The following is a 26,302-nucleotide window of genomic DNA, read 5'->3' on the forward strand; positions in this document are numbered from 1 at the left end:
TCACGCGATGGGGAAGTCGAAGTAGGTGTCCGGGTAGGGCTCGTCGACCAGGGTGTAGTGCCACCACTCGTTGTCGTAGCGCCGGAAACCGCAGGCCTCCATGATCGAACAGAGGTGCGCCCGGTTCGCGGCCTCGGCGACCGGGGCGCCGTGGTGCGAGATCGGATCCATCAGGTCGTGGCCGCCGCCCATCGCGACGAGGTCTCCGGACTCCAGGTGGTAGAGCGTCAGGTCGACAGTTCCGCCGCGGCTGTGGCCGGACTTCGTTGCCACGTAACCCTGTTCGAACATCTCGGCCCGGCTGATGTTCGGGTGGAACCGGGCTTTGATGCGCGGATCGTCGGGTTCCTCGGCCCAGCGCAGGAAGCGGTCCACGGCGCGTTGCGGGCGGTAGCAGTCCCACAGCAGCAGGCCGAAGCCGAGCGACTCAGCCTTCTGCTGGGCCATGTCGAGCGCCGCGCACAACGCCGTGGTGCCCGCGACCCGGTTGACGAGGTAGCCGTCGACCGGTCTGCCGGTGAAGTTGTCCCAGGTGGCGTACTTGGCGTCCCAGCGAACGCCGGGGACGTGCTCGTCGACGAACACGAAGTCCGGGTTCACCGGAGCTTTCCCGTCAGCGCCAACGACACGAGCCGGTCGATCACGTCACCGAGCGGCAGGCCCGCGGCCGCCATCATCCGCGGGTAACGGCTGTACGAGGTGAGGCCGGGCATGGTGTTGACCTCGTTCAGCACCACTTTCCCTTCGGGCGTCAGGAACATGTCGACCCGCGCGAGGCCCGAGCAGCCCAACGCCCGGTAGACGACCTGGGCCGTCTCCCGCACGAGGGCGCGCGACTCGTCGGAGATGTCCGCGGGGACGATGAACGTCGAGTTCTCCGACCCGGTCTCGGGCGTCTCCTCCTGGTGGATGCGGAAGAACCCGTGGGTCAGGGCGACGCGGTCCAGTTCGCCGACGACGAGTTCGTCACCGGTGCCGAGGATCGAGCAGCCGATCTCGCTGCCTGCCACGGCCTCCTCGATCACGACCTTCGAGTCGTACTGCCGGGCCACCTCCAGCGCGACGGCCAGTTCGTCCTCGGTGGACACCTTGGTCACGCCGAACGACGACCCGGACCGCGCGGGCTTCACGAACACCGGCCAGCTCGGCGACTCGGGCGCCTCGGTCCAGAACGCCGGCGTCGCCACCCCCGCACTCCGAGCCACGACGTACGTGAGCGTCTTGTCCATGCACAGCGCGGAACTCTGCACGTCACACCCGATGTACGGGATGCCGGCGAGCTCCAGCAGCCCCTGCACCGACCCGTCCTCCCCCTGCCTGCCGTGCAGCACCGGGAACACGACGTCCAGGCCGATCACCTCGAACGACCCGTCGCCCAGCACCACCAGCCCGGCGGGTGAGAGCACCACCGGCCGGCCGTCGCCGGAGTCCGGGCCGTCGCACAGCAGCCACTCACCACCGCGCGTGATCTTGATCCAGAGCGGCTCGTACCGCGCCGCGTCGAGACTCCGCGCCACCTCCCCCGCCGACTTCACCGAGACGGGGTGCTCCTCGAACGCGCCGCCGAAGAGCACGCCGATCCTGACCTTGCTCATGCCGTTCCCCCGAAGTTCAGACAGTTGATGAGAGTGTTTTCCACGGTGTCGCTCAGCGCGTGGTCCGTGTAATACGCGGTGTGCGGAGTGATGAGCACGTTCGGCATTCCCCGAAGCCGCACCAATGCGTCGAGATCGACGTCACGGGCGCGGCAGTCGGTGTAGAAGATTCCCTCTTCGCCTTCCAGAACATCCAATGCCGCACCACCCAGCCGACCGCTTTCCAGCGCCTCGACCAACGCTTTGGTGTCGATCAAAGGACCTCGTCCGGTGTTGATGACGAACGCCCCGGGCTTCATCAAAGCGATTCGGTCGCGATCGAGCAAATGCCGCGTTCCCGCGTTCAACGGCGTGTGCAACGTGACGACGTCGCTCACCCGCAGCAGTTCGTCCAACGGCACGTAGTCGGCCGAGTTGCGCGGCCTGCTGTCGTGCGCCACCACACACCCGCCGAACCCGCGCAGCCGGTCCAGCACCGCCACCCCGATCCGCCCGGTGCCGATCACCCCGACGGTCAGATCCCGCAGCTCACGGCCACGCGAGCCGAGCCGGTAGTCGTGCAGGTCCGCTCGCCTCAGCACGGACCGGACGTCGCGCAGCAGCATCAGCGCGAGCATCACCGTGAAGTCCGCGACGCTGTCCGGCGAGTACTCGATGTTGCCGACCTCGATGCCGACGCTCGCGGCGAACTCGACGTCGATGTGGTCGACCCCGATGCTCCGCGTCGAAACGTAGCGAACACCGGCGCGACTCAACGCGGAAAGCACGGACCGGGTCACGCGGGTCTTGTGCCCGACGCTGACGCATTCGTTCCCGGACGCCAGCGCGGCATTCTCCGGCGCCACCGGTGCTTCGACGAAAGTCGGCGCCACACCGCACCGTGGCGCCATTTCCCGGAACAGGACGGCCTCGTCCGGATCGCACCCGTAAATCGTGATGCCTGTTGCCATGCGACTCAGTCAAGACAGCACGGCGTTGCCACCCCGGATGCGGTTTCCGATATGCAGGCGATACGCCGAAGAGAAAGCCGCGACCTCTAGGCGGGCTTCACCAGCAGGTCCATCGTCACCGGCAGCTCCACCCGCAACGCCTCGACCACGTCGGAGTTGCCGGACAGTTGGTGCAGCAACGCGCGCTGGAACAGCCCGTCGAGCGTCACGTAGACGATCGCCGGTGACGCGGCGGGTGTGCCGCCGAGCAGCTCGGCGTAGCGGTGGACGACCCGCCACACCATGGCCTCGCGGTGGCTGTCGATCTCCAGCACGTCCGCGCGGAACGACTCGTCGAACAAGCTCTGGTTGCGCAGGTCGTACCAGAGGCGGTGCAGCGTGGCGTCCTGCTCGAGGGTGTCGAAGAACATCGCCACGAACTCGTCACGAAGCTGAACAGCCGTGACGGACGTGGCCACGACCTCGTCGTAGCGCGTCACGCAGACGACCTCGTACTGCCGGACCGCCTCGGTGATCAGGTCGCGCTTGTCCGCGAAGTAGTAGTGCAGGACGCCGTGCGAGAACTCGGAGTTCTGCGCGATCTCCCGCAGGCTGGTGCGCGCGTAGCCGAGCGAGGCGAGCGTGTGCAGGGTCGCCACGGCGAGCTCCGTCCGCCTGGCGTCGAACTTGTCGACCTGCCGGCGGGCGATGCGGTCCTGCTTGCGCGAAGCGACTTCTGTCACACCCCGGAGCCTACCGTTCACTGCGACAAACCTTGACCACTCGTCCAAAAAATCTTGGACAGTCGTCAAGGAAAATCTTGACGACTGTCCAGGAATAACTAGTGTGTGAGCCATCTCACCGAGGAGGCGACTCAATGACGAGTTATCAGCTGAGCGGGCGGAAAGCGCTGGTCACCGGGGGTGCGCGAGGGCTGGGTGCGGGCATGGCCCAGGCGCTGGCGCAGGCCGGGGCGGCGGTCCTGATCGGCGACGTCCTGGAGGAAGAGGGCAAACAGACGGCCCAAGCGCTGCGGGACCAAGGTGCCGTAGCCGAGTTCGTCCCCTTGGACGTCACGGACGACGAAAGCTGGGCCTCCGCGGTGAGCACGGCCGTCGACACCATCGGCGGGCTCGACGTCCTCGTCAACAACGCGGGCATCGAGATCACCAGTCTCATCACCGAGCTGAACCCGGCCGACGTCCGCAAGATGCTCGACGTCAACGTCCTCGGCACCGCGCTCGGCATGAAGCACGGCCTGCGCGCCATGCGTCCGGGAGGAGCCGCAGGCAACGGCGGGTCGATCATCAGCATCGCCTCGGTCGCGGCGACCATCGCGTTCCCCGGCATCAGCGTCTACTCGGCGACGAAGTCCGCGATCGACCGGCTGACCAGGGTCGCGGCCGCGGAGTCCGGCAAGCTCGGCTACGGCGTGCGGGTCAACTGCATCTACCCCGGCCTCACCCCCACCGCGATGGGCAACCAGCTGGCGGTCGACTGCGCCGAGCTCGGCCTCTTCCCGTCGGTCGAAGCCGCCGTGGGCGCGGTCGTCGAACTGACACCGCTCGGCCGCCTCGGGCAGGTCGACGACATGGCGGACGCCGTGGTGTTCCTCGCGTCCGACGCCTCCAAGTTCATCACCGGCGCGGGTCTGCCGGTCGACGGCGGAATGGGGATGTGACCGATGCCCACCGACAAGCCCGTCGTCGTCTACGGCGCCTCCGGCTACACCGGCCGGCTGATCTGCGAGTACCTGCGCGAGTACGGCATCCCGTTCCTCGCCGCCGGCCGGGACGCCCAGCGCGTCAAGGAGGCCGTGGACGCGGTGCCCGGCATCGACACGGTCGCCTACGACGTGGCCGAGGTCGAGCACTCCACCGACGCGCTGACCGAGGCGTTCACCGGCGCCAAGGTCGTGCTCAACACCGTCGGCCCGTTCTCCCGCTACGGCCACGAGGCCGTCCAGGCCAGCCTCAACATCGGTGCGCACTACACCGACACGAACGGCGAGCAGGACTGGATGATCGACGCCGAAGCGCATTACGGCGCCGAGTTCGCGAAGCAGGGCCTGCTGCTCTCCCCCGGCATCGCGCAGATGTACACGGTCGGCGAGATCGCCGCGCAGATCTGCCTGGAGCAGCCCGGACTGGACACTTTGGACATCGGGGTGTTCTGGAAGGGTTATCCCACAGTCGCTTCCACGAACACCATCCTCACGAACGCGGCGTTCGCCAAGGCGTACTACCTGGAGCAGAACGAGTACGTGGAATGGCCGCCGGACGCGGGCCTCTACGAGCTCGTCGTACCGGGTCAGCACGAGCTCGGCCTCGCCCTGCCGTGGGGCGGCACCGCGCACCCGGTGTGGTTCAAGCGCGATCCGCGGGTGGCGTCCGTGCGGGCGCTCGGCGGTGTGTTCAACCGGCCGTTGATGCTGGGTGTGCCGCAGATCGTCGCGGCCGCGCTGGAGCAGATGGAGGGCAAGTCGGACGCGGAGAAGTACGAGATCGTCGACGCGTTCTCCGCGCAGGTGCGCAGTGAGATGCCGCCTCGGGAGAACCCGCGGATCAACATCTCGCTCGACTCCGTGCACGCGTCCGGTCCGCTCGGCCGGGCCAGCTGCGTCATCCACGGCAACTGCAACTACAAGCAGACGGCGTTGCTGAACGTGCACGCCGCCGTGCACCTGTTGCAGGACGCGCCACGCCGGGTCGGCTTCGCGTCGGGCTGCCAGGCGTTCGGGCACCGCGAACTGCTCGGCGCGCTGCGGTCGTTCGGCCTGGTGCTCGACCCGATCGTCGAAACGCACCGCTGATGCGTCTCAGCGACTACCTGGACAAGGGCGCGTCGCTCGGGGGCGACGCGCCCTGCCTCACCGTCGGCGGGGTCTCGCAGACCTACGCCGAAGTCCAGCAACGCTCCCGGGACATCGCGGGAGCATTGCAGGGCAGCGGGATCGAGGTCGGTGACCGGGTCGCCGTGCTGTCCGCGAACGACCCGCTGGCGCTCACCTGCGTGTTCGGCATCTCGCGGGCCGGGGCGGTGTGGTGCCCGGTCAACCCGCGCAACGAGGCGGCGGAGAACCGCGAGCTGCTCGACCTCTTCGGCTGCCGCTGCCTGTTCTTCCAGGCGAAGTTCGCTCCCCTGGTCGAACGGATCCGCGGCGACCTGCCCGCGTTGACGATCCTGGTGTGCCTCGACGGCGAGGTGGAGGGCGCCGTCCCGTTCGAGGCCTGGCTCGCGAAGTTCGGCCGCGCACCGGAACCGGTGTTCGTGCCCGACGACGACCTGTGCGTGCTGGCCGGCACCGGCGGCACGACCGGGCGCCCCAAGGGCGTGCGGCTGACCGGGCACAACCTGGAGACGGCGACCGCGCTGACGCTGATGAGCTACCCGTTCGGCGTCCGTCCCCGCTACCTCGCGCTCGCACCGCTCACGCACTCCGCGGGCGTGCTGACGTTCCCGATCATGTCGATGGGCGGCGAGACGGTGATCATGCCCGCACCGGACCTCGGCGAGTTCCTGCGGCTGATCGAGCACCACCGGATCACGCACGCGTTCCTGCCGCCGACCGTGATCTACGGCCTGCTCGACCACCCGGCGCTGGACACGACGGACCTGACCTCGTTGCGCTGCCTCTGGTACGGCGCCGCGCCGATGTCACCGGTGCGGCTGACCGAGGCGTTGCAGCGGATCGGACCGGTGATGGGTCAGCTCTTCGGGCAGACCGAGGCACCGAACATGATCGCGACGCTCGCCCCGGCGGACCACTTCCACGCCGACGGGTCGATCGCGGTCGAGCGGTTGTCGTCGGCGGGCAGGCCCTCGCCGTTGACGCAGGTCGCGATCATGGCACCGGACGGCACGGTGCTGCCTCCCGGGGAACGCGGCGAGATCGTGGTGCGCGGACCGCTGGTGATGGCCGGGTACCACGAGAACCCGGCGGCGACGGCCGAGGTGAGCGCGTTCGGCTGGCACCACACCGGGGACATCGGCTACCTGGACGCCGACAACTTCCTGTTCATCGTCGACCGGGCGAAGGACATGATCATCACGGGCGGGTTCAACGTGTACTCGGCCGAGGTCGAGCAGGCGTTGCGGGCGCATCCGGCGGTGCAGGACAGCGCCGTGGTCGGGCTGCCCGATCCCAAGTGGGGCGAGCGGGTCACGGCCGTGGTGCAACTGAGGGCGTCCGGTCAGGCCGAGCCCGACGCGTTGATCGCGTTCGTGAAGGAGCAGTTGGGCGGGGTGAAGGCGCCGAAGCAGGTGGAGATCTGGCCGGACCTGCCTCGGTCCAAAGTGGGCAAGGTCCTGAAAGCCGAGATCCGCGCGCAGCTCTCCGGGAACTGAAGCCGTTCCTCGCACGACCTGTGTCGTGTGAGGGTGGACAAGGCCGTCGTGCTCGCGACGGCCATCTCGGTTTCCTGCGTCGTGGCCGTGGTGTGGTGGGCCGGTGACGTGCACGCGTTGCTCGGGGACAGCGATCCCGGACGGCTGACCTCGCTGGCGTTCGGGCTGGTCAGAACGCTGGCGAACGCGGCGGGGACGGTGACGGTCGGCGCGTTGGTGTTCGGGGCCTTCGTGGTGCCGGCGCCACCTCGGCGTGCTCAGCTGACCGCTCCTGCCTACGCGGCCGTGCGCACGGCCGCGAATGCCGCGTTGACCTGGGTGATCTCGTCCGGCTTCGCGGTCGTGCTGTCCACTGCGGACGCCACCGGTCAGCCGCTTTCCGTTGTGGTGCAGCACTTACCGGGACTCGTCGGGGCGACCGAGGAACCCAAGGCGTGGCTGGTCACGTTCGTCGCGGCGGGCATCGTCGCCGTCGGTGCGCGGGCGACGTTGACGTGGACGACGTCGGTGTTGTGGGTGCTGCCCGCGCTGGTCGGGGTGCTCGCGCCGGTGATCACCGGGCACGTGGCGAACGGGGCGTGGCACGACGTAGCCACGAACGCCATGGTGTGGCACATTCCGGCTGCTGCTGTGTGGATCGGCGCTCTGGTAGCGGTGCGGCGGCGTGTCGGCGACGAGGTCCTGCTGCGCCGGTACCGCGTGCTGAGCAACTGGTGCATCGGTGTGCTGGTGCTGAGCGGGTCGGTCGTCGGGGTGATCCTCGCGGGGCCCGACCTGCACAGCGGCTACGTGGTCCTGATGCTGCTCAAGGTCGCCGTGTGCGCGGTGATTCCGCTGGTCCGGGCGCGCTGGGGTGCGCGGCGGCCTCTTGGCGTCGAACTCGTCGCTGTCGGGCTGGCGTTGGGTGCCTCGACCGGACTGGCTCATCTCGTGCCGCCCGCGTGGAGCGGTGTGCGGCCGTCGTCGCAGGAAACCCTGATCGGGTACGAACTTCCGGCCCCGCCGTCGTTCACCGAGATCGTGCTGGGCTGGCGGCTGGACCTCGTGGTCGGGCTCGGTGCTCTCGTGCTCGCGGTGTTGTACGTCGTGGCGGCGCGGCGGGTGCGGGGCTGGCCGGTCGGGCGGACGGTCGCGTGGTTGCTGGGGTGTGCCGTGCTGCTGGTCGTGACGTCGTCGGGCGTCGGCCGGTACGCGGCGGGCACGTTCAGCGTGCACATGGTGGCGCACATGGCGTTGAACATGCTCGGGCCGGTGCTGCTGGTGCTCGGCGGGCCGATCACGTTGGCGTTGCGGGTGTTGCCACCGGGTCCGCGCGTGTGGATCAAGGCGTTGGTGCACTGCCGGGTGGCGCGGTTCGCGGCGCATCCGGCGGTCGCCGCGATCACCTTCGTCGGCTCGTTCTACCTGCTGTACTTCTCCGGGCTGTTCGGCGCGGCGATGCCGCTGCACTGGGCGCACCAGCTGATGAACGTGCACTTCGTGCTGACCGGGTACGTGTTCTTCTGGCTGGTGATCGGGGTGGATCCGGCGCCCCGGTCGTTGCCGCACCTGGCGAAGCTCGGGTTGTTGTTCTCCGTCATGCCCTTCCACGCGTTCTTCGGCGTGATCCTGATGAACAAGCAGACCGTGATCGCCTCGAACTTCTACCGGTCGCTGGATCTCGTGTGGGTGCCGGACCTGCTGACCGACCAACGGCTCGGCGGCGGGATCGCCTGGGCCACCGGGGAGATCCCGATGCTCGTCGTCGTGCTCGCCCTGATGCGCCAGTGGGCCGTCGCCGACCGGCACGAGGCCAGGCGGTTCGACCACGCCACCGACGACCGGCTCTCCGCCTACAACGCGATGCTCGCCGAACTCTCCGAACGGAAGACCTCCGCATGACCGTGGAACTGGCCGTGTCCGGCATGACCTGTGCCGCCTGCGCGACCCGCATCGAACGCAAGCTCAACAAGCTCGACGGCGTGCGCGCGACCGTCAACTACGCCACCGAACGCGCGATCGTGCACGGGCTGCCGGAAGCGGACGCGGTGCAGGTCGTGCGGGCGGCCGGGTACGACGCCTCCACGACCGGGTCGCACGCCGACGTGGTCGGCGCGTTGCGGCGGCGGCTCGTGGTGGCGGCCGTGCTCGCCGTCCCGCTCGGGAACCTGACGCTGGCGCTGACGTTCGCGTCCGCGTTGCGGTTTCCCGGCTGGGAGTTGCTGTGCGTGCTGCTCAGCCTGCCGGTGGTGGCCTATTCGGCGTGGCCGTTTCACCGTGCCGCGGCACGGAATCTGCGGCACGGATCGTCCAGCATGGACACTCTGGTCTCGCTCGGGGTGTTGTCGTCGTTCGGGTGGGCGGTGTGGACGCTCGATGTCGGCTACCTCGACGTTGCGGCAGGTGTGACAACGTTCCTGCTGGCCGGGCGGTACTTCGAGGTGCGCTCCCGACGGACGGCCGCCGGGTTGCTGAGCGCTCTCGCGGGGCTCGCGGCCAAGGAGGCGCGGGTGCTCCGGGACGGCTCCGAGGTGCTGGTGCCGGCGGCCGAGGTGCGGGCCGGGGACCTGCTGGTGGTCAAGCCCGGTGAGGCGGTGCCGGCCGACGGTGTGGTGGAGGACGGGTTCTCGGCGATCGACATGTCGTCGATGACCGGCGAACCGGTGCCGGTCGAGGTCGCGGCGGGTGCTGAGGTCGTCGGCGGGACGGTCAACCACACCGGACGGCTGGTCGTGCGCGCCACGGCCGTTGGCGCTCATACGCAGCTGGCGCAGATGCGGGCGTTGGCGCAGCAGGCCGCCGAACGCAAGGCGCGCGTGCAACGGCTGGTGGACCGGGTGTGCGCGGTGTTCGTGCCGGTGGTGCTGGGGTTGTCGGTGCTGACCCTGGGCGGCTGGCTGGTGTTCGGGGGTTCGGCGCTGGAGGCGTTCCGGGCGGCCGTGTCGGTGCTGATCATCGCGTGCCCGTGCGCTCTCGGGCTGGCGACGCCGACCGCGTTGATGGTGGGCGTCGCGCGGGCCGCCCAGCTCGGGATCCTGGTGAAGGGGCCGGACGCGCTGGAGGCGTCGCGGGCGGTCGACACCGTGGTGCTGGACAAGACCGGCACGGTGACGACCGGGCAGATGACCGTCGTGGGCACGTTCGGTGCGAACGTGTTGCGCTGGGCGGCCGCCGTCGAGTCCGCTTCCGAACACCCCATCGGCGTCGCGATCGCCGCGGCGGTCACCGATCCCCCGCCTGTCAGCGACTTCGAGGCGCTCGTGGGTGCCGGTGCGCGCGGTGTGGTCGAGGGCTCCGAGGTCGTCGTCGGGTCGGTGCGGCTCATGTCTTCTTCGGACGTTCCGGCGGACGTCCTGGCCTGGCACGACTCGCTTGGAGCCGAGACCGGGGTGCTGGTCGCGCGGAACGGGGTGGTGATCGGCGGGATCGCGGTGCGCGACACCGTCCGGCCGTCCGCTCGCGCTGCCGTGGAACGTCTGCACGCCATGGGTTTGCGGACGGTTCTGCTCACCGGCGACAGCTCTGCCGCCGCTGCGGTCGTGGCCAGCGAGATCGGCGTTCAGGAGGTGCTCGCCGGTGTCCGCCCTGCCGAGAAGGTCGCGGCGCTGGAACGGCTGCGGGCCGCCGGGCACCACGTCGCGATGGTCGGGGACGGGGTGAACGACGGCCCGGCACTCGCCGCCGCACACCTCGGGATGGCGATGGCGCGGGGCAGCGAGGTCGCCGCGCACGCCGCCGACGTGATCCTGGTGCGCGACGACCTCGACGCCGTGCCGGACGCGATCGTCCTGGCCAACCGGACGCTGACGACGATCCGCGGCAACCTCTGGTGGGCGTTCGGCTACAACGCCGCCGCGATCCCCCTGGCCGCCGCCGGACTGCTGAACCCGCTGATCGCGGGCGCGGCCATGTCGTTGTCGTCGGTGCTGGTGGTGGCCAACAGCCTGCGGCTCCGGTCGGTCACGCCACGCGCAACACCGTCTTCCCGCGCGGACTCCTGAGCTCGCCGGTCAGCACGCGGGGAGCGTCTTCGAGCGGTACCTCCAGCCCGACCAGGGGCTGGAGCCCACTCACCGCTTCGAGCCGCTCGGGCTTGCGGTCGAGCCGGTAGTCGAGCGCGGGGTCGTCGAGGCCGAACGCCGTCGACAGGACCGTTGCGCCGTCCTTCAGCGCGGCCTTCACCCGGCGCATGACCTCCCGATCGCCGACGGTGTCGAGCACGGCGTCGGGGCTGGTCCGGCGGACGACGTCGTCCAGGGGTTCTGTGCCGCGCAGGACCACCTCGACGTCCATGTCGTGCAGCTGGTCGGCGTTCGAGGCGGTGGCGACGACCTCGTGCCCGGCCGCTCGCGCGAGTTGGAGGGCGAACGAGCCGACGCCGCCCGGCCCGCCGATGACGAGCAGCGTGCCGCCGTCGGGGATGCGCAGGTGTTCTAGCGCGCCCAGGGCCGTCATGCCCGACGTCGGCAGCGCGGCGGCGACGTGGCTCGGCACCCCGTCCGGGATGGTGGTCAGCGCACCGAACGCCGGTGTTGCCTCGACCACCGCCACCTCGGCGAACGTCCCCGACCGCAGCGGCCTGCCCCAGAACTGGCCGAACACCCGTTGCCCGACCCGGAACTCCGTCACGCCCTCGCCGACCGCCGTGACGACACCGGCGCCGTCCATGCCGAGGGTGAGCGGGAACCTGTACTCCCCGATGGCCTTCAGGGACCCGGACGCGATGGCCAGGTCGAGCGGGTTGGTGGCCGCCGCCTCGACGGCCACCTGGATCACGCCCGCGCCGGGCTCGGGAACGGGCTGGTCGGTGAGCCGCGGGACGTCCCCGAAGCCGTTGATGGTGATCGCTCGCATGCTCCCAGCCTGCGGCCGCTCGGGCCGGAAGAGAACGACCGGCTCGGCAGCGACTATTACCTCCCAGGCAACAATGCCGATGCCGATGAGGCAATAAGCTGGTGTCCATGGTGGAGTCTCGTCCCCTGCGGTACTTCGTGGCGGTCGCCGAGGAACGTTCCTTCACCCGTGCCGCCACCCGCCTCGGCATCGCCGGCCCGGCGCTCTCCCGCGCCATCCAGGCGCTGGAGCACGAACTGGGCGTCTCCCTGTTCGCCCGCTCCACCCGCGTCGTCGACCTCACCGAGGCGGGCGATGTGCTGCTCACCCACGCCCGCCCTGCCCTCGAAGCCCTGGACGCCGCCGCCCTCCGCGCGAGCCGGGCCACCCGCGCGGGCCTGGTGCTGGCGGTGAAGGCCGACACCGACGGCGGCCTGCTCGAACCGATCCTGCGGGCCTGCCCCGAACCGGTCACCGTCCGCCTGTGCGGCTGGCGCGAACACACCCACCTGCTGCGCACCGGTGAGGTCGACGCGGCCCTGATGTTCGAGCCGTACGACCCCGAGGGCATCGACGTGGACGTGGTCGCCGAGGAACCACGCGTGGCGGCGTTGCCCGCGACCCACCCGCTCGCCGGCGCGCAAGCCGTGCGGCTGGCGGACCTCGACCTCACCGGCGACCTCGGCGAACGGGCCGAGCGCGACATCGGTGCCCAAGGTGTGCACGACCTCGCGCAGCTGCTGGCGTTGATCGGTCTTGGCGTGACGATCACCGTGCTGCCGGCTTCGGTGGCGGCGAAGTACCCGCGCCCGGCCGTGCGGTACGTGCCGATCGAGGACTGCCCGCCGGCCGCGCTGGTGATCGGCTGGGCGGAACGGTCCCGCAGCCGGGCGGTGGCCGCGCTGGTCAGGGCGACGCTCGCGGTCGCTGAGGAGCACGGGATGCGCCCCGGCAGTGCGCAATGGCCCACGAAATCCGCGTGAAAGCGGCCCAAGGACCGGGCCGCGCGGACCCTAGGGTTCGAGGTGATGACCGCAGATCGATCGTGGCTGGACGAGGTGCGCCCGCACACGGCGACCGAGCCCGCCGGCAGGCCCGAGTTGCTCGAAGAGGTGGCGGGCGTCATCGGTGACGACCTCGTCCAGTGGGGTGTGGCGTTGCGCGCGGACGAGTTCGACGACGCCCGCGTCGCCGAGGCGGTGGTGCTCAGCGCGTTGCTGGCGGTGCGGACGGGCGAGGTGGTCAGCGAGCGGCTCACCGTCGAGGCCGATCTCGCCACGAGGACGGCGGTCGCCCGCGGGGTGGCCGTCGAGACGATCGTCCAGGCCGTGCAACGCACCTACGCCGTCGTCGCCCGCGAGCTCGCGTCGCGCGCGACCGCACCGCAGGCGCACCAGTTGATGTCCGACCTGTTCAGCGGCCTGGACCAGCTGTCGACCACGTTGATCGCGCAGTTCGCCGCGGAACGGGAGCGCTGGCTGCGCAGCGCGGCGTTCGCGCGGCGTGAGCTGGTCGAGTCGGTGCTGAACGGCGGCCACGGCGCGGACCGGCTGGGCTACGACCTGACCCGTCACCACCTCGCGCTCGTCGTCTGGGCCGACGGGCACTCGGCGCGGGACCTGGAGACGGCGGCCGTCAACGCGCTCGTCGCGGCCGGCTGCACGGCCCGGTTGCTGGTGGCCGCCAGGCCCTCGGAGCTGTGGGCGTGGGGGTCGCGCACCACGCCTGTGCGGGCGGAACTCCCCTGCACACCGGGCGTGCACGTCGCCACCGGACTGCCGGCCGAGGGCGTCGCCGGGTTCCGCTCCAGCCACCGGCAGGCCGTCAGGGCGCGGGAGCTGGCCCGGCTCACCCAGCGGCCTGGTCCGCACGCCTACGAGGACCTCGCGCTCAGCGCCCTCGCCGCCGAGAACCTGGACGCCGCCGCGGAGTTCGTCCGCCACGAGCTCGGACCGCTGGCGGCGAACGCGGACCTGCGGCACACCCTCAAGGTCTACCTGGACCACGACCGGGGGCTCTCGGCCGCGGCGGCCGACCTGCACGTCGCCAAGAACACCGTGCTGTACCGGGTGCGCAAGGCGGAGCAGCTCCTCGCCAGGCCGATCAGGACCGGCCGGCTGCGGCTGCACGTGGCGTTGCACCTGGCCGACGAACTGGGACCGGCGGTGCTGGGGTGACCACCGAGTTCGACCGGGCGCGGCCGCGGTTGTTCGGCATCGCCTACCGCGTGCTCGGCAGCGTGGCCGACGCCGAGGACGTCGTGCAGGACACCTGGCTGCGGTTCGACCGCACCGATCCGGCGTCGATCACCAACCCCGGCGCGTTCCTCGCGACGACCGCGACCAGGCTCGCGATCAACGCGGCCACGTCGGCGAGGGCGCGCCGCGAGGTCTACGTGGGGCCGTGGCTGCCGGAGCCGGTGAGCACCGAGGACGATCCCGCGCTCGGCGCCGAACGGGCAGAGGCGCTCGACCTCGCCGTGCTGGTGCTGATGGAACGGCTCACCCCGAAGGAACGGGCCGCGTACGTCCTGCGCGAGGCGTTCGCCTACCCGTTCCGGCAGATCGCCGAGGTCCTGGAGACCTCGGAACCGCACGCGCGGCAGCTCGCCAAACGCGCCCGCGACCGGGTGCACGACGAACGCCGCCGGCCGGTCGACGCGGCCGAGCACCGGCGGCTGCTGCGGGCGTTCCTGGACGCGGCCCGCTCCGGTGACGTCGCGGCGCTGGAGAACCTGTTGGCGGACAACGCGGTCTCGTGCTCCGACGGCGGTGGGCTCGTCCGGGCGGCGCGGGTTCCGGTGCGGGGACGCGGCCGGGTGGCCCGGTTCCTCGCCGGCGTGGTCCGGAAGTTCCACGGCGGCACGGAGGCCGTGCTGGTCGAGGTGAACGGCCGTCCGGCGGTGCTCGTCAGCCGGGACGGCCGTCCCGTCTCGCTCGCGGCGATCCACGCGACCGCGGCGGGCATCGAGCGGGTGATGATGGTCGTCAACCCGGACAAGCTCGCCGGCCTGTCACGCTGACCCGAGGCTCTCCCGCCACCGCCGCGACCTCCACCCCAGCGCACGGGCGAGCCCGTTGTCCGCGCCACGGGCCCACGGCGTGCGCGGAACGTCCGGTGTGGACGGTGCGGGCGCACCCGCCCGTGCGCAGAACACCGGCAGCCAGTCGCGGCCCGCCGCCGGTTCGTCGTCGCACACGTTCACCGGTCCGGACGGCCACGCCAGCGCCGCCACCGCCGCGTTCGCCGCGTCGTCGACGTGCACGAAGCTCGTCACGTCGGCGGTGGCCGGCAGGCGCCCGCCGAGCGCGGCGGCGACCATCGGCCCGCCGGGCGCGTACCAGGTGTCCGGGCCGTAGAGCAGGCCGTACCGCAGCACGACCCACTCCGGCAGGTCCCGCACCGCGGACTCCAGCGCCGCGATGCCCGCGACCGTGTCGTGCCGCTCCCCTTCCGCCGTCAGGTCCAGTGGCACGTGCTCGGCGGCCGGCCCGTCGCCTGGTTCGTAGGCCCACGCGATGCTCTGCGCGACGATCCGCCGCACGCCCGCGGCCCGTCCCGCGTCGACCAGGTTGCGCGTGCCGGCCGTGCGCACGCGGGAGTTCGCCGTCCGGTCACCGCCGCGCAGGTCCGTCAGCTGGTGCACGAGCACGTCCGGCTTGGCGGCGCACACGAGTTCGGCGAGGTGGTCCGCGTCGAACACGTCACCCAGCACCGCCTTCGCGCCCATCGCGCGCAACTTCGCCGCCTCGTCCTCGCCGCGGGTCAGGGCGACGACCTCGTGCCCCTGCTCCACCAACGACCTGGTCACGCGCCTGCCGATCACGCCGGACGCGCCTGCCGCGAACACTCGCATCTGTTCCACGTGGCTGTAGACCGCGCAGGCGTTGGGTTTCGTGACAGTCGCGTTGTCACGAATCGGGTCGCCCGCTCGGTCCTCACGTCATGAACGGCGTCGATCTGCATCTGGAAGTCCGGGGACCGCGCGTGCTGGCGGGCCTGACCGAGGCCCTGCGCGAGGCGGTGCGCACCGGACGTCTGGCGCCCGGCAGCAAACTGCCGTCGAGCCGCACCCTCGCCGCCGACCTGGGCCTGGCCCGCAACACCGTCGTCGCCGCCTACGGCTCGCTGGTCGACGAGGGCTGGCTGACCGCACGTCCCGGCGCGGGCACCCTGGTGGCGAGCCGCACCCCACCGCGCACCACCCCGCGTGCTCTGCCACCGGCGGAGGTCCAGCCGCTGCACGACCTGCGACCGGGCCGTCCGGACACGTCGTCGTTCCCGAGGGCCGACTGGTCCCGGGCCACCCGACGCGCCCTGGACCGGGCCCCGCACGAGGTGTTCACGTACTCCTCGCCGTTCGGCCGGATCGAGCTCCGCCGAGCCCTAGCCGACTACCTGGCCCGCGCCCGCGGCGTCTACGCCGACCCGAGCCGCATCCTGGTCTGCTCGGGCGCGTCGCACGGAATGGCGTTGCTGGCCCAGACTCTGCGCGCCCGCCACGTCCAGCGGATCGCCGTGGAGAGCTACGGCATGCCGATGCTGCGCGACCGCTTCACCACGGCCGGCCTGCGCACGGTGCCCGTGCCGGTGGACACCGAAGGCGCCGAGATCGGCCGCCTGCCCGGCGTGGGCGCGGTGCTGCTGACACCGGCCCACCAGTTCCCGACCGGAGCGCCGCTGCACCCGGCCAGACGAGCGGCGGCCGTCGAGTGGGCAAGGCGGACCGGCGGGCTGATCGTCGAGGACGACTACGACGGCGAGTTCCGCTACGACCGCAAACCGGTGGGAGCGCTGCAGGGCCTCAGCCCCGACCACGTCATCTACCTCGGCACGGCCAGCAAGACCATCGCACCGGGCCTGCGCCTGGGCTGGATGGTGCTGCCGGACGCCATCGCCGACGACGTCGCGCGAGCGTTGGGCGGCGTGTCCCAGACAAGCGCACTCGACCAGCTGGTGCTCGCCGAACTCCTCGACTCCGGCGCCTACGACCGGCACGTGCGCGCCATGCGGGTCCAGTACCGCAGGCGCCGCGACGACCTGACGTCCGCACTGGCCGGCCGGGTGCGCGGAATCGCCGCCGGCCTGCACGCGCTGGTCGAGCTCCCCCGCGGCACCGAGGCCGTGGCGGTGAGGGAGGCGGCGGCGCAGCGGCTCGCCGTGCTGGGGCTCGACTGGTTCCGGCATCCTTCGGCAGCGGCGGAGCGGGACGCCGTCGTCGTGGGGTTCGCGACGCCGTCCCGCAGCGGGTGGCCGGCCGCCCTGGCCGCCCTGACCCGAGTGCTGGCCTGAGTCAGGTGGTCGGGAGCGGGAGCCTGAACGTGGTGGGCAACGGCGGAACCGGGCCTGGCGAGCCGTCCGAAATGCCGATGAAGAACGCCACCACGAACGAGCCCAGCACCCACACCACGATGACGGCGGTCACCGCGATCCAGACGAACATCGAGCCGGTGAGCATCTGGGCGCCGGGCACGCGTTCGCCGAGCAGCCCGAACACCCTCTGCTCGGCCGGCGCCGCCTGCCCGAGCAGCTTCTCGGACGCACTCGGCGCCGAGTTCCCCTGGAAAACAGACAGCAACGCCATGCCCACACCCCGGAACAGCAACATGATCACGTATCCCGGCACACCGACCAGGAAAACGCCCGCGACACCAGCCCCCAACAACGCCCCCGCCTGTTCCGCCCATGCCGCGATCTCTTTCGCCATCGGCACGATCTTCTCGTTGGAGAACCAGCCGAGGATGCCGGCCAGCAGCGTGATCCCCGGAGCCCATCGCTGGAATGCCGGACTGGGATCCCGGTCAGCAGCCGCCGACGCCACGGCCTGAGCCTGGCCAGACAGCGACTCGGAACCGGCGATCATTCCCTCGGCACCGGCCAGTCCCGCTGCCCGTGCTTTCACTGTCCTCGCGACGACCATGCGGTCGAAGAACGACAGGCTCTGGGCCTGGGTGAGGATTGCGCGCCACTGCGCCAAGACTTCTTGGTGTGCGGGCTGGAGGTCGGCTGCTGTGGGCGACATGAGGCCACTCCCCTGGATCAGCCCCGACCCAAGAAGAACGGTAGGCGCGATCCAGGCGAAGTGGTGCATTCGTAACCGAATCGACAAATGGCGCAGAAATTCGCCGTTTGCATTTTGCAAAAGGGTCAGCGCCGTGTGCGGTCCGGGATCACCAGGATCACCGACAGCACCACCAGCAGGCTCAGCAGCACGACGTTGAGCACCTGGTCGCGCGGCTCGTACATGTGCAGCATCGTCAGGTGGTAGATGAAGTGCAGCGTGTTGAACACCAGCAGCGGTGCGCCCGCGAGCGGCACGACCGCGTGCTTCTTGGCGTACAGCAACGCCATGAGGCTCAGCGCGGTGAACGCGAGGTACGCCGCGCCGACGTCCTTGGCGAAGTGCTCGTTGTACGGGCCGAGCTGGGGCAGCCAGCGCAGGCCGAGGCCGGGGAACGTGTCGAACCACGTTCTCGGGGCGAAGTACGCGAAGAACCCCACGTACGCCGACGTGAGCGCGATGAAGGCGAGGCTGATCCGGTCGAGCAGGAGTTTCACGGGCGGTCCTTCGTTGCTGTTACTGGGCTTCAGGGTGCCGGTACTCCGGCCATCCCGCCTGCGGGCCCGCCTGGCGCAGCAGTGCCTGCGGGTCGTCGACGGGCGGGTAGATCCACTGCTGGTTGATGGTCTGCTTGAGGTCTTTGGCGACGTGCTCGGTCATCTGCACCTCGCGGTCCCAGCCCGACGTCACGACCGCGCCGGCCGGGCCTAGCGCCAGGCACGTCACGTAGGAGGCCGGTTCGAAGCGGACCAGGTCCTCGTCGAGCAGGTCCGCGGCGACGTTGTGTCCCGCGAACTTGCCTTGCGGCAACGCGTGTTGGCAGCTCTGCATGACCACGCGGCCCTCGGCCGGGGAGAGTGCCGCCGCCGTGTCGCCCGCCGCGTAGACGTCCGGTACGCCGCGCACGCGCAGGTACTCGTCCACGTCGAGGCGGCCGAGGTGGTCTTTTGGTGCGGGGACGAACGCCGTGAGCGGGCTCGCGGTCATGCCCGCCGTCCACACGACGGTGTGCGCGGCGATCTCGGTGCCGTCCGACAGCAGCACGCTGTCGCGCGTCACCTCGGCGACGCTGACGCCCAGGCGGACCTCGACGGAGAGCTTCGCGAGCGCCTTCTCGATCGCCGGGCGCGGGCCGGGGCCCAGTTCCGGGCCGACCTCGTCCTGCCGTTCCACCAGAACGACCCTGACCTGCTCGGCCGGGGCGAGGTCGCGCAGGCGGCCGACGAGTTCCGTCGCGATCTCCAGGCCGGTGAAGCCCGCGCCGACGACCACGGCGGTGAAGCGGCCGTCTCCGTGGCGCTCGGGCAGCCGGTGCAGATGGGCTTCGAGGGTGGCCGCGCCGGTCATCGTGTCGATGTCGAAGAGGTGTTCCGCGCCGGGCAGCGCGGGGCGCACGACCTGGCTGCCCGAGGCCAGCACCAGCCTGTCGTACGAGATCTCGCCGGTGGTGCCGTCGCGCCGGACCGCCGTGACGGTGCGGGCACCGGTGTCGATGCCGGTGACGGTGCCGGAGAGCCGCCGCACCCCGATCGGGCCGAGGACGCGGTCGAGCGGCACGCGCATGCGGTCCGGGCTCGCCTCGTAGAGCCGGGGCCTGATCACCATGTCGTCGCCCGCGCTGATCAGGGTCACGCGCAGGTCCTCTTCGGACAGTCCGCGCTCCCCGCGGAGCTTGGCGGCACTGGCCGCGCTCCAGACGCCGGCGAAACCGCCGCCCACGATCAGGATACTGGACATCCAGGTTCTCCTCCGTCGTCACGAACCGGTGCTGTCAGGGCGAAGGTAGGGAACCTGGACATTGAGTGTCAAGGTTCAGGAGTCCGGCCGCCGAGGGAACCGATGCACACCCGGCAGTGAACCCGGCCGGCGACCATCACCGCTTGCGCCGGGAGCACAAAACCTCGCGGCCGAGCTGATCCCGCGGAGCAGCCCGCTAGTCGGGGTCGATCACGGCGCCATCGAGGAAGGCACCCGTCAGCATCGCACCGGACAGGTTCGCGCCGCTGAGGTCGGCCATGAAGAAGTTGGCTCGCAGCGCGTGAGCGTTGCGCAGGTCGGCGTCGCGAAGGTCGGCCCGGAAGAACTTCGCGTGGGCGAGGGTCGCGGACGTCAGCCGTGCGCCGCGCAGGTCGGCGCCGCTGAAGTCCGCGTCGGTGAGGTCGCACTGCGCGAAGTCGGCGCCGCGCAGGTCGGCGTTCGTCAGGTCGACGTGCACGCGCTGCCAGCGGTGCTCGTTGGTGCCGCTCGCGTCGATCAACGTCGACAGGTGGCGGTTCAGGATGCGCTGCGCCGTCAGCCGCACCTGGACCTCCTGCTGGCGGCGTTCGAACACCTCGGCGTCCTGGCCGGGGTCGGGCGGGGTGTGCGGCATGCGCAGGTAGGCGCAGATGACGTTCACGATCGTGGCCCGCTGGTCCGGCGCGCCGATGCCGACGCGTTCGAGCGCGTACAGCCCGGCCAGCCGCACCGGCGCCTTGTCGCTGCCGAGCTGGTCCGCGGACTTCGTGTACAGCTCGGTGACGCGGCGTTCGGCGGCGTCCAGCTGGTTGGCCGCGTCGGCGGCGAGCTGGCGGCCGAGTTCCAGCTCCGTCGAGCGCTGCTTGCGGGCGGCGAGCCACAGGGCGACCAGTCCGCCTGCCGCCACGACGATGGTGCCGGCGACCTTGATGGCCTCCAGGCGGGCCTTGGTGACCGGCCGGTCGTCGCCGAACTGCCACAGCAGCAGGACGGTGAACGTCGCCCCGACCGCGAGCAGGCCGACGCCGATGAGCGCGATGGCCCGGTTGCTGAGGGCGACTCCCCTGGCACTCGTCATACGAGCACAGTAGTGACAGACCGCAGCCGGGCTGTCACGGTGGAGTGATGGGGATCTTCGGGGGACGGACGGTCGCGAGGCTCCGCGCGAAAGCGACCACCGAGCACCAGCGGTTCGAGGCGGCGGTCCGGGCGAACGACCTGGCAGAAGCGTTGCGGCACAGCGAACTGCTGGAGAAGACGATCACCGAGCTCACCGAACGCGAGCCCGGCGAGGCGTTCCACCGATTCCAGCTCGCGGGGGTTCAGTACAACCGGGCGACGGTCCTCGACGCGCTCGGCCGCGGTGACGAGGCCGTGGCCGCCGCCCAGAGCGCCGTGCGGACGTACGCGGCGTTCGACCCGACGACCGGTGACCCCGCCGCGGTCGCCCGCCAGCTGCGCGAGATGCGAGCGGACGGGATCGCCGCCGAGATCCTGATCCGCAACGCCGCCGACGCGGCCGCCAGGCTCGCTCGGCTGCTCGCGAAGTACGAGGGCAAGGCACGCGACGACGCACCCCTGGACACGTACGAGCAGCTGCGCGAGCACGGCGACGACACGACGCAGGCCGACGTGGACAGGATCGCCGCCCAGCAGGCGGCGGCCGAGGCACACCTGAGGAAACCACCCCTCGGTACGCAGGCACGTCCCCGTCCGGCAGGCAGGCCCAGGACCAGCCCGCAGCTCAAGGCGAACCAACGCGCACTCGACCAGCTCGAACGCCAGGCGAGCCACGACCCCGTCGCCAGAGTCGCGAACCAGCCCGCGATCGCACGCCTGCACTACGACGCGGCCGCGCTGCACAACAACATCGGCAACGGGCCGCAGGCCGTGGAGTCCGCGCGCGCCGCCGAGTTCCTCTACACCGACCTCGACCCGACGCACGGCGATCCGTCCCGGGTCGAGGCGACGGTCCAGCGGTTCCGGCGGGAGCACCCCGAGTCCGTGCGGGAGTTCGAGGAGCTGATCGGCAACGCCGCCAACGCGCGGTCGCAGCTCGCCTGGATGCTCGCCTGCCACCACGGCAGGAGCGAGGCCGCGACCGTCGAACGACTCGCCACCAACGCCATCAGGACCTACGAGCGGCTGATCCTCGTGAGCCGCCAGTACGGACCCGACGACCTGCGGCTCGTGAGCGACCAGGTCACCCAGGCGTACGCGTTGCTGCGCCGCTGACCGCGCCCGCACGGCGTGCTGACAACTTCCTCACAACCGGTTGGCAGCATGCGGAGCATGACCGCCCGCACCGCCCTTGCCGCGCTTCTCGTCCTCACGTTGACCTCGTGCGGTGCCGGTACCGCGGCGACGACCAGCACGCCCCAGAGCACACCGACGACCACCACGACGACGAAGCTCCCGTACCCGCCCGCCGTCGACTACGCCCCGTCCGTGCCCGAGCGGACCCGCAAGACCGCGGCCGGGCACCAGGTCAACGTCTGCGTCCCGGAAAGCCTGGACCCCAACGTCTTCACACTGACCACTTCGGACGGTGTGCGACTGTCCGGTGTGGAGCTCGGCAGCGGTGACCGCGGTGTCCTGCTGTCGCACGAGCAGGGCTACTACATGTGCTCGTGGCTCGCGTTCGGCCAGGAACTCGCGGCGGCCGGGTACCACGTCGTGCTGCTGGAGTACCGCAACCACGGCGCGTCGGAGAAGTCAGAGGACAACGACAACATCGACCGGGACACGCGCGCGGCACTGGCAGCGCTGCACTCGTTCGGCGCGGACCGGGTGCTGCTCGGCGGCGCGTCCTGCGGCGGAACGGCCAGCGCGGTCACGGCGGCGGACGAGCCGAAGCTCACCGGGTTGCTGATCCTGTCGTCGCCGGCCCAGTGCGCGGGACTGGACGGCGAGGCAGCGGTCAGGAAGATCACCGCACCGTCGTTCTTCGCGGTGTCCCCCGACGACTACAGCGGCAACATGATCACCCACACCCGTCGCCTGTACGAGGCGGCAGGGTCGGCCGACAAGCACCTGGAGATCATCCCGGGCGGCCGCCACGGCACGGACATGCTGCGCGAGGACGATCCCGAGAAGCTGCAGAGGCTGACCCGCGACTTCGTGGACTCCGCCTTCCGGCGCTGACCGGTGATCACCGGGTAGCGTGCGGGACGTGGAACCTGTCGCGCTGCCGCTGGGCAGGCCCCGGGAAGAACGGGCCGACGCCGCACGCAACCGCGCGCACCTCATCGAGGTCGCGCGGGAGATGGTGGCCGAGCTCGGCGCCGACAAGGTCACGATGGACGGTCTCGCCGAACGCGCAGGGCTCGGCAAGGGCACGGTGTTCCGCCGGTTCCGCACGCGGGCGGGCATCTTCCACGCGGTGCTGGACGAGGAGGAGACCCGGTTCCAGCGCGAGGTCATGAGCGGGCCACCCCCGCTCGGGCCGGGAGCGCCGGCGTCGGACCGGCTCGTCGCGTTCGGGCGGGCGCGGCTCGAGTTCCTGGTGCGGCACATGGTCTTGGCCCGCGCGTCGATCGACCCCGGCCAGCCCGTGCCCGCCGCCGAGAGCCCGTCGCTCTTCCACGTGCAGATGCTGCTGGCCGAGGCCCGCCCGGACGACGCGCTGAGCGGCACCCTGGCGTTGCAGCTGGTAGCGGCGCTGGAGGGGCCGATCCTGCTCTACCTGCAGTCGCACGACGACGCGCCCGACCTGGCCGCCGTGGTGGAGAACCTGGTCACCAGCTGGCGGGTCCTGGTCGAGCGCGTCTGCGCCTAGCTCTTCGTGCGGACGGTGAAGCGGTCGATCGTGAGCGCGCCCGCGTCCAGGCGCAGGCCGAGGCCCGGTGCCCAGCCCGCGACCACGTCCTGGCCGACCGCCGTACCGATGGGCGCCGACCTGAGCAACGTCCAGCGGTTCGCGTGCTGCTGCCAGCTGGTGAGCTGACCGTTCTCGATCACGACGGCGAGCTTGTCACCGGACGCCCAGGTCAGGGTGGCGCAGCAACCGCCGGTGGCCTCGTCGCCCCGCCTGGTGCCGCCGACCGTGACGTCCACACCGGACGCTTTGCCCGCGTTGTTGAACCAGGCCAGCGCGAAGTCGCGGTTGCCGTTGGTCTGGCCGAGGAACAGGCTGTCCTCCGGCGCCGAGCCCGCGAACGACCTGGGCTCCACGACGACCGCCGTGCCCTTGGCGCTGCCGGCCACGGGCGCCGCGAGCACCGCGCCCGCCCTGGCTCCCGCGCTCGCCGTCAGCACGCCGTTCGCGACTCTCAGACCCGGTGCCGGCTCACCGAACGGGCCGTCCACGCGGTACGAGCCCAGCCGGTCCGCGTCGAAGGTGTCGTCCCAGGCCACGGAGGCGTAGTCGGCGGGATCGAAGACGGCCTGGGCGGACGTCACCGCCGACGTGGCGCCGGTGCTGCCGGAAGCCGTTGCCAGCAACCGGATCGGCGCGCGGTCACCGAGTTTCGTGGCCGGTGCGGTGATCCGCCACCTCGTGACGAGGCCGCGGCCGGGGTTCAGCACCGCGGCGGTGGCCGGGGTGAGCGCGGTGGCGGTCCACGCCGGCGGGACCGCGAGCGTCGCCCGGACACCGCGCAACGGTTGCTGCGCCTGCAAAGTCGTCGTGGTCTCGACCGCGCCGGACCGGAGCGCGAGATCGTCGGGAACCGACGCACTGAGGCCGGCGACCGGCGCGCGCCAGGACGAGATCGACGTGATCCCGACCGCTCCCCCGTCCGCACGGCGCGGCAGGACGCGCACCCGGCTGGTGGTCAGCGCGGGTTCCACCAGGACCCGGTTCACCTGACGTGCCACCGGTTGCGCCGGGGTTCTGCGTTGGCCGGGCACGTCACGCCACCCTGATCCGTCCCAGTGCTGCAGGTCGAACGTCGTCGGCACGCGCACTCCCCCGCCGTCGTCGTAGAAGACCACGCGCAGGTCGGAGATCTGGGTGGGGGCGCCGAGGTCGACCTCCAGCCAGTCGGCGGCGTTCGGGCTGCCGTACGACGTCCAGCGGGTGCCGGGCACGTCGAGGTGGAAGTCCTGGCCGTCGATCGCCTTGGTGGGCGGGTCGGCGCTGTAGCTGTAGGACGCGCGGGCCGTCGGGAACCCGGTGCGGCTGACGTTCGCGAAGTCGTCGACCAGCTCCGGGGTGTCCGCGGCGGTGCGGGCCGGGATGGTGAGCCGGACGGTCGCCAGGTTCTGCTGGGAGTGCGTCAGCCTGCCGTCGAGCCAGACCTTGAGGCCCGCGCCCTGGCCGTACTTCGAGCCGTCCCTGTCCCACAGGACCGTGAGGTTGCGGCCGTGGTACGGCAGGTTCTCGACGGCGAAGTGGCTCCACGAGTCCGGGACCAGCGGCGAGATCTGCAGCGAGTTGTCGAGCTGCGGACGGACGCCGAGCAGGCCGGACAGGACGTTGTCGTTGAACGTCGAGTGGTTGTAGTCCTCGCTGTGGCCCTTGCCGTCGTAGATCCACCGGTTCTCGTCCGGGTGGTGCGCCTCGGCGACGTACGGCGCGCCGTCCTTGCGCTGGGTCAGCGCGTACCCGCGCAGCACCGAGACGAAGTCGTCGCGGTCGACGTAGGGCTGGCTCGGGTAGTCGATCAGCAGGTTCGCGAGCGCGGTCAGCGTCTGGCTGGTCGCGAACGGCCAGCTGGGCCCGTTCCAGCGGCAGCAGCCGTTGAGCGCGTCCTTCATGAACCACGGGCTGCGCCGCTCGGCGGTCGTCGGCCCGTACGGCGCCGCGAACCCCTGCGGGTCGGTGAGCTGCGCCCACGCCGCGCTGTTCGCCGCCGGTGGCATGTGGAAGTACCACGGCACGAAGCCGATCTCCTCGCGGTCGGCGAGCTTCGTGCGGCCGGGGTTGTCATCGCGCATGACGTGCTTGTAGAACTTGCCGGCGTCGTCCCAGAGCCAGCGTTCCTGGTTGGTCCTGAGCGCTTCGGCGGCCTGGTCGTACTGGCGTGCACTCGTGGTATCACCGCGTGCCCGGAACAGCTGAGCGATCGCCTTGGCGTCGCCGTACTGGTAGGCGTTGAGGGTGGGCCGGAACCCGTCGCCGCCGTGGTACGGGTCGGGGCTCTGGTAGGAGCTGACCGTGTACTCCATGGCGTCCCACACGGGCGTCTGCCAGTAGAGACCCAGGTTCTGGTCGAACTGCGGCTGCCAGCGCTGCCACTGCCGGGTCAGCTCCGGCAGCCGGTCCGTGGCGAACCGCGCCCTGCCGTCGACGGCGGCCCGCGCGGCCACGGCGTCGGCGGCCCAGAACGAGTACTGGTGGGCCCAGTCGGTGGTGTTCTTGTTGAGGAAGTCGGTGGCGGGCTTCGGCCCGGCCCCTGCTCCGCGCAGCCAGTAGTCGACGTAGTCGTCGAGGTAGCGGTGGTCGCGCAGCCAGCGACCCTCGTAGACGTGGTGGCCCGCCGCCGCGACGATGCCGCCGTTCGGTGCCGAGTAGCCGACCGGGCCGAGGAACTCCGAGACGATCCAGCCGTCTTTCGGGCCGGTGTACTTCAGCGCCTCTTTGTACGTGCGCCAGCGGTAGTAGTAGGTGTCGCGGATTTCGCGATCGGGCAGGTCCACGAACGGGATGTTGGCCTCGTACCAGGCCGGTTCGGGGACGTTGCCGAGCAGGTCGGAGTGGTTGAGGAAGCTGGTGCCCGCGCCGACCGGCGGGTACAGGTCGGGAGCCGCCGCCGCGCGACTCCGCCCCGCCTCCGCGTGGCCGAGCCCCGTTGCCGCGCGGTCTTGCTCTCCCACCGCGGGCCCTACCGTCGAAATGGATAACGCCGCCACCACGAGCATCGTCATTGACACGCGCA

The 26,302-nt window shown here is 71.0% G+C and carries 23 protein-coding genes; 12 read left to right on the forward strand and 11 right to left on the reverse strand.

All coding sequences use genetic code 11. The features are described from left to right. From vanX to ACQEU1_RS05585, 4 genes are all read right to left on the reverse strand, one after another. Window positions 1–600 (reverse strand): D-Ala-D-Ala dipeptidase VanX, encoded by a 600-nt coding sequence (gene vanX / locus ACQEU1_RS05570; RefSeq protein WP_433196900.1) that lies wholly within the window; start codon window positions 598–600, stop codon window positions 1–3. After that, window positions 597–1,595, reverse strand: a complete 999-nt coding sequence (locus ACQEU1_RS05575; RefSeq protein ID WP_433196902.1) for a D-alanine--D-alanine ligase family protein — start codon at window positions 1,593–1,595, stop codon at window positions 597–599. Before ACQEU1_RS05575 ends, vanX begins: the two co-directional genes overlap by 4 nt. Next, a complete protein-coding gene (locus ACQEU1_RS05580; protein ID WP_433196904.1) occupies window positions 1,592–2,545 on the reverse strand; it encodes a D-isomer specific 2-hydroxyacid dehydrogenase family protein in 954 nt (317 codons plus the stop codon). Before ACQEU1_RS05580 ends, ACQEU1_RS05575 begins: the two co-directional genes overlap by 4 nt. 86 nt (window positions 2,546–2,631) lie before the next feature. Beyond that, window positions 2,632–3,267, reverse strand: a complete 636-nt coding sequence (locus tag ACQEU1_RS05585; protein WP_433196906.1) for a TetR/AcrR family transcriptional regulator — start codon at window positions 3,265–3,267, stop codon at window positions 2,632–2,634. Between the two features lie 134 nt (window positions 3,268–3,401). Here ACQEU1_RS05585 and ACQEU1_RS05590 point away from each other — a divergent pair, with 134 nt between their 5' ends. Genes ACQEU1_RS05590 through ACQEU1_RS05610 form a run of 5 tightly spaced genes read left to right on the forward strand, consistent with a single transcriptional unit; the run spans window position 3,402 to window position 10,851 of the window. After that, complete coding sequence (locus ACQEU1_RS05590) at window positions 3,402–4,205, forward strand: SDR family NAD(P)-dependent oxidoreductase (RefSeq protein ID WP_433196908.1); 804 nt, start codon at window positions 3,402–3,404, stop codon at window positions 4,203–4,205. Window positions 4,206–4,208: 3 nt separating this feature from the next. Then, window positions 4,209–5,336: a DUF5938 domain-containing protein gene (locus tag ACQEU1_RS05595; RefSeq protein WP_433196910.1), complete on the forward strand. Its 1,128-nt coding sequence runs from the start codon at window positions 4,209–4,211 to the stop codon at window positions 5,334–5,336. After that, on the forward strand, window positions 5,336–6,871 hold the full coding sequence (locus ACQEU1_RS05600; RefSeq protein WP_433196912.1) for an acyl-CoA synthetase: 1,536 nt from the start codon (window positions 5,336–5,338) through the stop codon (window positions 6,869–6,871). Before ACQEU1_RS05595 ends, ACQEU1_RS05600 begins: the two co-directional genes overlap by 1 nt. Before the next feature lie 33 nt (window positions 6,872–6,904). Next, window positions 6,905–8,752 (forward strand): cytochrome c oxidase assembly protein, encoded by a 1,848-nt coding sequence (locus ACQEU1_RS05605; RefSeq protein WP_433196914.1) that lies wholly within the window; start codon window positions 6,905–6,907, stop codon window positions 8,750–8,752. Further along, window positions 8,749–10,851, forward strand: a complete 2,103-nt coding sequence (locus ACQEU1_RS05610; protein WP_433196916.1) for a heavy metal translocating P-type ATPase — start codon at window positions 8,749–8,751, stop codon at window positions 10,849–10,851. The genes ACQEU1_RS05605 and ACQEU1_RS05610 overlap by 4 nt, the downstream gene beginning before the upstream one ends. On the opposite strand, the gene ACQEU1_RS05615 is transcribed toward ACQEU1_RS05610, so the two are convergent. Next, on the reverse strand, window positions 10,811–11,704 hold the full coding sequence (locus ACQEU1_RS05615) for an NADP-dependent oxidoreductase (RefSeq protein ID WP_433196918.1): 894 nt from the start codon (window positions 11,702–11,704) through the stop codon (window positions 10,811–10,813). The genes ACQEU1_RS05610 and ACQEU1_RS05615 overlap by 41 nt on opposite strands. Window positions 11,705–11,811: 107 nt before the next feature. Between ACQEU1_RS05615 and ACQEU1_RS05620 the strand changes: the two genes are divergently transcribed. Genes ACQEU1_RS05620 through ACQEU1_RS05630 form a run of 3 tightly spaced genes read left to right on the forward strand, consistent with a single transcriptional unit; the run spans window position 11,812 to window position 14,705 of the window. Then, window positions 11,812–12,666 carry a LysR family transcriptional regulator gene (locus ACQEU1_RS05620; protein WP_433196920.1) on the forward strand — a complete coding sequence of 285 codons (855 nt, stop codon included), beginning with the start codon at window positions 11,812–11,814 and terminating at the stop codon, window positions 12,664–12,666. A gap of 45 nt (window positions 12,667–12,711) precedes the next feature. Further along, the gene (locus tag ACQEU1_RS05625; protein ID WP_433196922.1) at window positions 12,712–13,860 is read left to right on the forward strand and encodes a PucR family transcriptional regulator; all 1,149 of its coding nucleotides are present in this window, start codon (window positions 12,712–12,714) and stop codon (window positions 13,858–13,860) included. Further along, on the forward strand, window positions 13,857–14,705 hold the full coding sequence (locus ACQEU1_RS05630) for an RNA polymerase sigma-70 factor (RefSeq protein WP_433196924.1): 849 nt from the start codon (window positions 13,857–13,859) through the stop codon (window positions 14,703–14,705). Before ACQEU1_RS05625 ends, ACQEU1_RS05630 begins: the two co-directional genes overlap by 4 nt. On the opposite strand, the gene ACQEU1_RS05635 is transcribed toward ACQEU1_RS05630, so the two are convergent. Further along, window positions 14,697–15,539, reverse strand: coding sequence for an NAD-dependent epimerase/dehydratase family protein (locus tag ACQEU1_RS05635; RefSeq protein ID WP_433196926.1), 843 nt, complete (start codon window positions 15,537–15,539; stop codon window positions 14,697–14,699). The two genes, ACQEU1_RS05630 and ACQEU1_RS05635, sit on opposite strands and share 9 nt — an antisense overlap. Window positions 15,540–15,628: 89 nt before the next feature. Between ACQEU1_RS05635 and ACQEU1_RS05640 the strand changes: the two genes are divergently transcribed. Continuing rightward, entirely contained in the window at window positions 15,629–16,975 is a 1,347-nt protein-coding gene (locus tag ACQEU1_RS05640; protein ID WP_433196928.1) for a PLP-dependent aminotransferase family protein, read from the forward strand. 1 nt (window position 16,976) lies between these two features. Here ACQEU1_RS05640 and ACQEU1_RS05645 read toward each other — a convergent pair whose 3' ends face one another. The 4 genes from ACQEU1_RS05645 to ACQEU1_RS05660 all read right to left on the reverse strand — a co-directional run bounded on the left by ACQEU1_RS05645 (window position 16,977) and on the right by ACQEU1_RS05660 (window position 20,559). Further along, a complete protein-coding gene (locus tag ACQEU1_RS05645; protein WP_433196930.1) occupies window positions 16,977–17,705 on the reverse strand; it encodes a hypothetical protein in 729 nt (242 codons plus the stop codon). A gap of 125 nt (window positions 17,706–17,830) precedes the next feature. After that, entirely contained in the window at window positions 17,831–18,241 is a 411-nt protein-coding gene (locus ACQEU1_RS05650) for a hypothetical protein (RefSeq protein ID WP_433196932.1), read from the reverse strand. A gap of 19 nt (window positions 18,242–18,260) precedes the next feature. Next, the gene (locus tag ACQEU1_RS05655) at window positions 18,261–19,481 is read right to left on the reverse strand and encodes an NAD(P)/FAD-dependent oxidoreductase (protein ID WP_433196934.1); all 1,221 of its coding nucleotides are present in this window, start codon (window positions 19,479–19,481) and stop codon (window positions 18,261–18,263) included. A gap of 196 nt (window positions 19,482–19,677) precedes the next feature. Next, window positions 19,678–20,559: a pentapeptide repeat-containing protein gene (locus ACQEU1_RS05660; RefSeq protein ID WP_433196936.1), complete on the reverse strand. Its 882-nt coding sequence runs from the start codon at window positions 20,557–20,559 to the stop codon at window positions 19,678–19,680. Between the two features lie 47 nt (window positions 20,560–20,606). On the opposite strand from ACQEU1_RS05660, the gene ACQEU1_RS05665 reads away from it, so the two are divergent. Genes ACQEU1_RS05665 through ACQEU1_RS05675 form a run of 3 tightly spaced genes read left to right on the forward strand, consistent with a single transcriptional unit; the run spans window position 20,607 to window position 23,259 of the window. Beyond that, complete coding sequence (locus tag ACQEU1_RS05665) at window positions 20,607–21,716, forward strand: hypothetical protein (RefSeq protein ID WP_433196938.1); 1,110 nt, start codon at window positions 20,607–20,609, stop codon at window positions 21,714–21,716. Window positions 21,717–21,773: 57 nt separating this feature from the next. Next, window positions 21,774–22,625: an alpha/beta hydrolase gene (locus tag ACQEU1_RS05670; RefSeq protein WP_433196940.1), complete on the forward strand. Its 852-nt coding sequence runs from the start codon at window positions 21,774–21,776 to the stop codon at window positions 22,623–22,625. Between the two features lie 28 nt (window positions 22,626–22,653). Further along, window positions 22,654–23,259 (forward strand): TetR/AcrR family transcriptional regulator, encoded by a 606-nt coding sequence (locus ACQEU1_RS05675; protein ID WP_433196942.1) that lies wholly within the window; start codon window positions 22,654–22,656, stop codon window positions 23,257–23,259. Here ACQEU1_RS05675 and ACQEU1_RS05680 read toward each other — a convergent pair. Further along, complete coding sequence (locus ACQEU1_RS05680) at window positions 23,256–26,240, reverse strand: MGH1-like glycoside hydrolase domain-containing protein (RefSeq protein ID WP_433196944.1); 2,985 nt, start codon at window positions 26,238–26,240, stop codon at window positions 23,256–23,258. The genes ACQEU1_RS05675 and ACQEU1_RS05680 overlap by 4 nt on opposite strands. Window positions 26,241–26,302: the final 62 nt, after the last annotated feature.

Source organism: Lentzea sp. CA-135723 (genome assembly GCF_050936595.1).
Classification (GTDB): Bacteria; Actinomycetota; Actinomycetes; order Mycobacteriales; family Pseudonocardiaceae; genus Lentzea.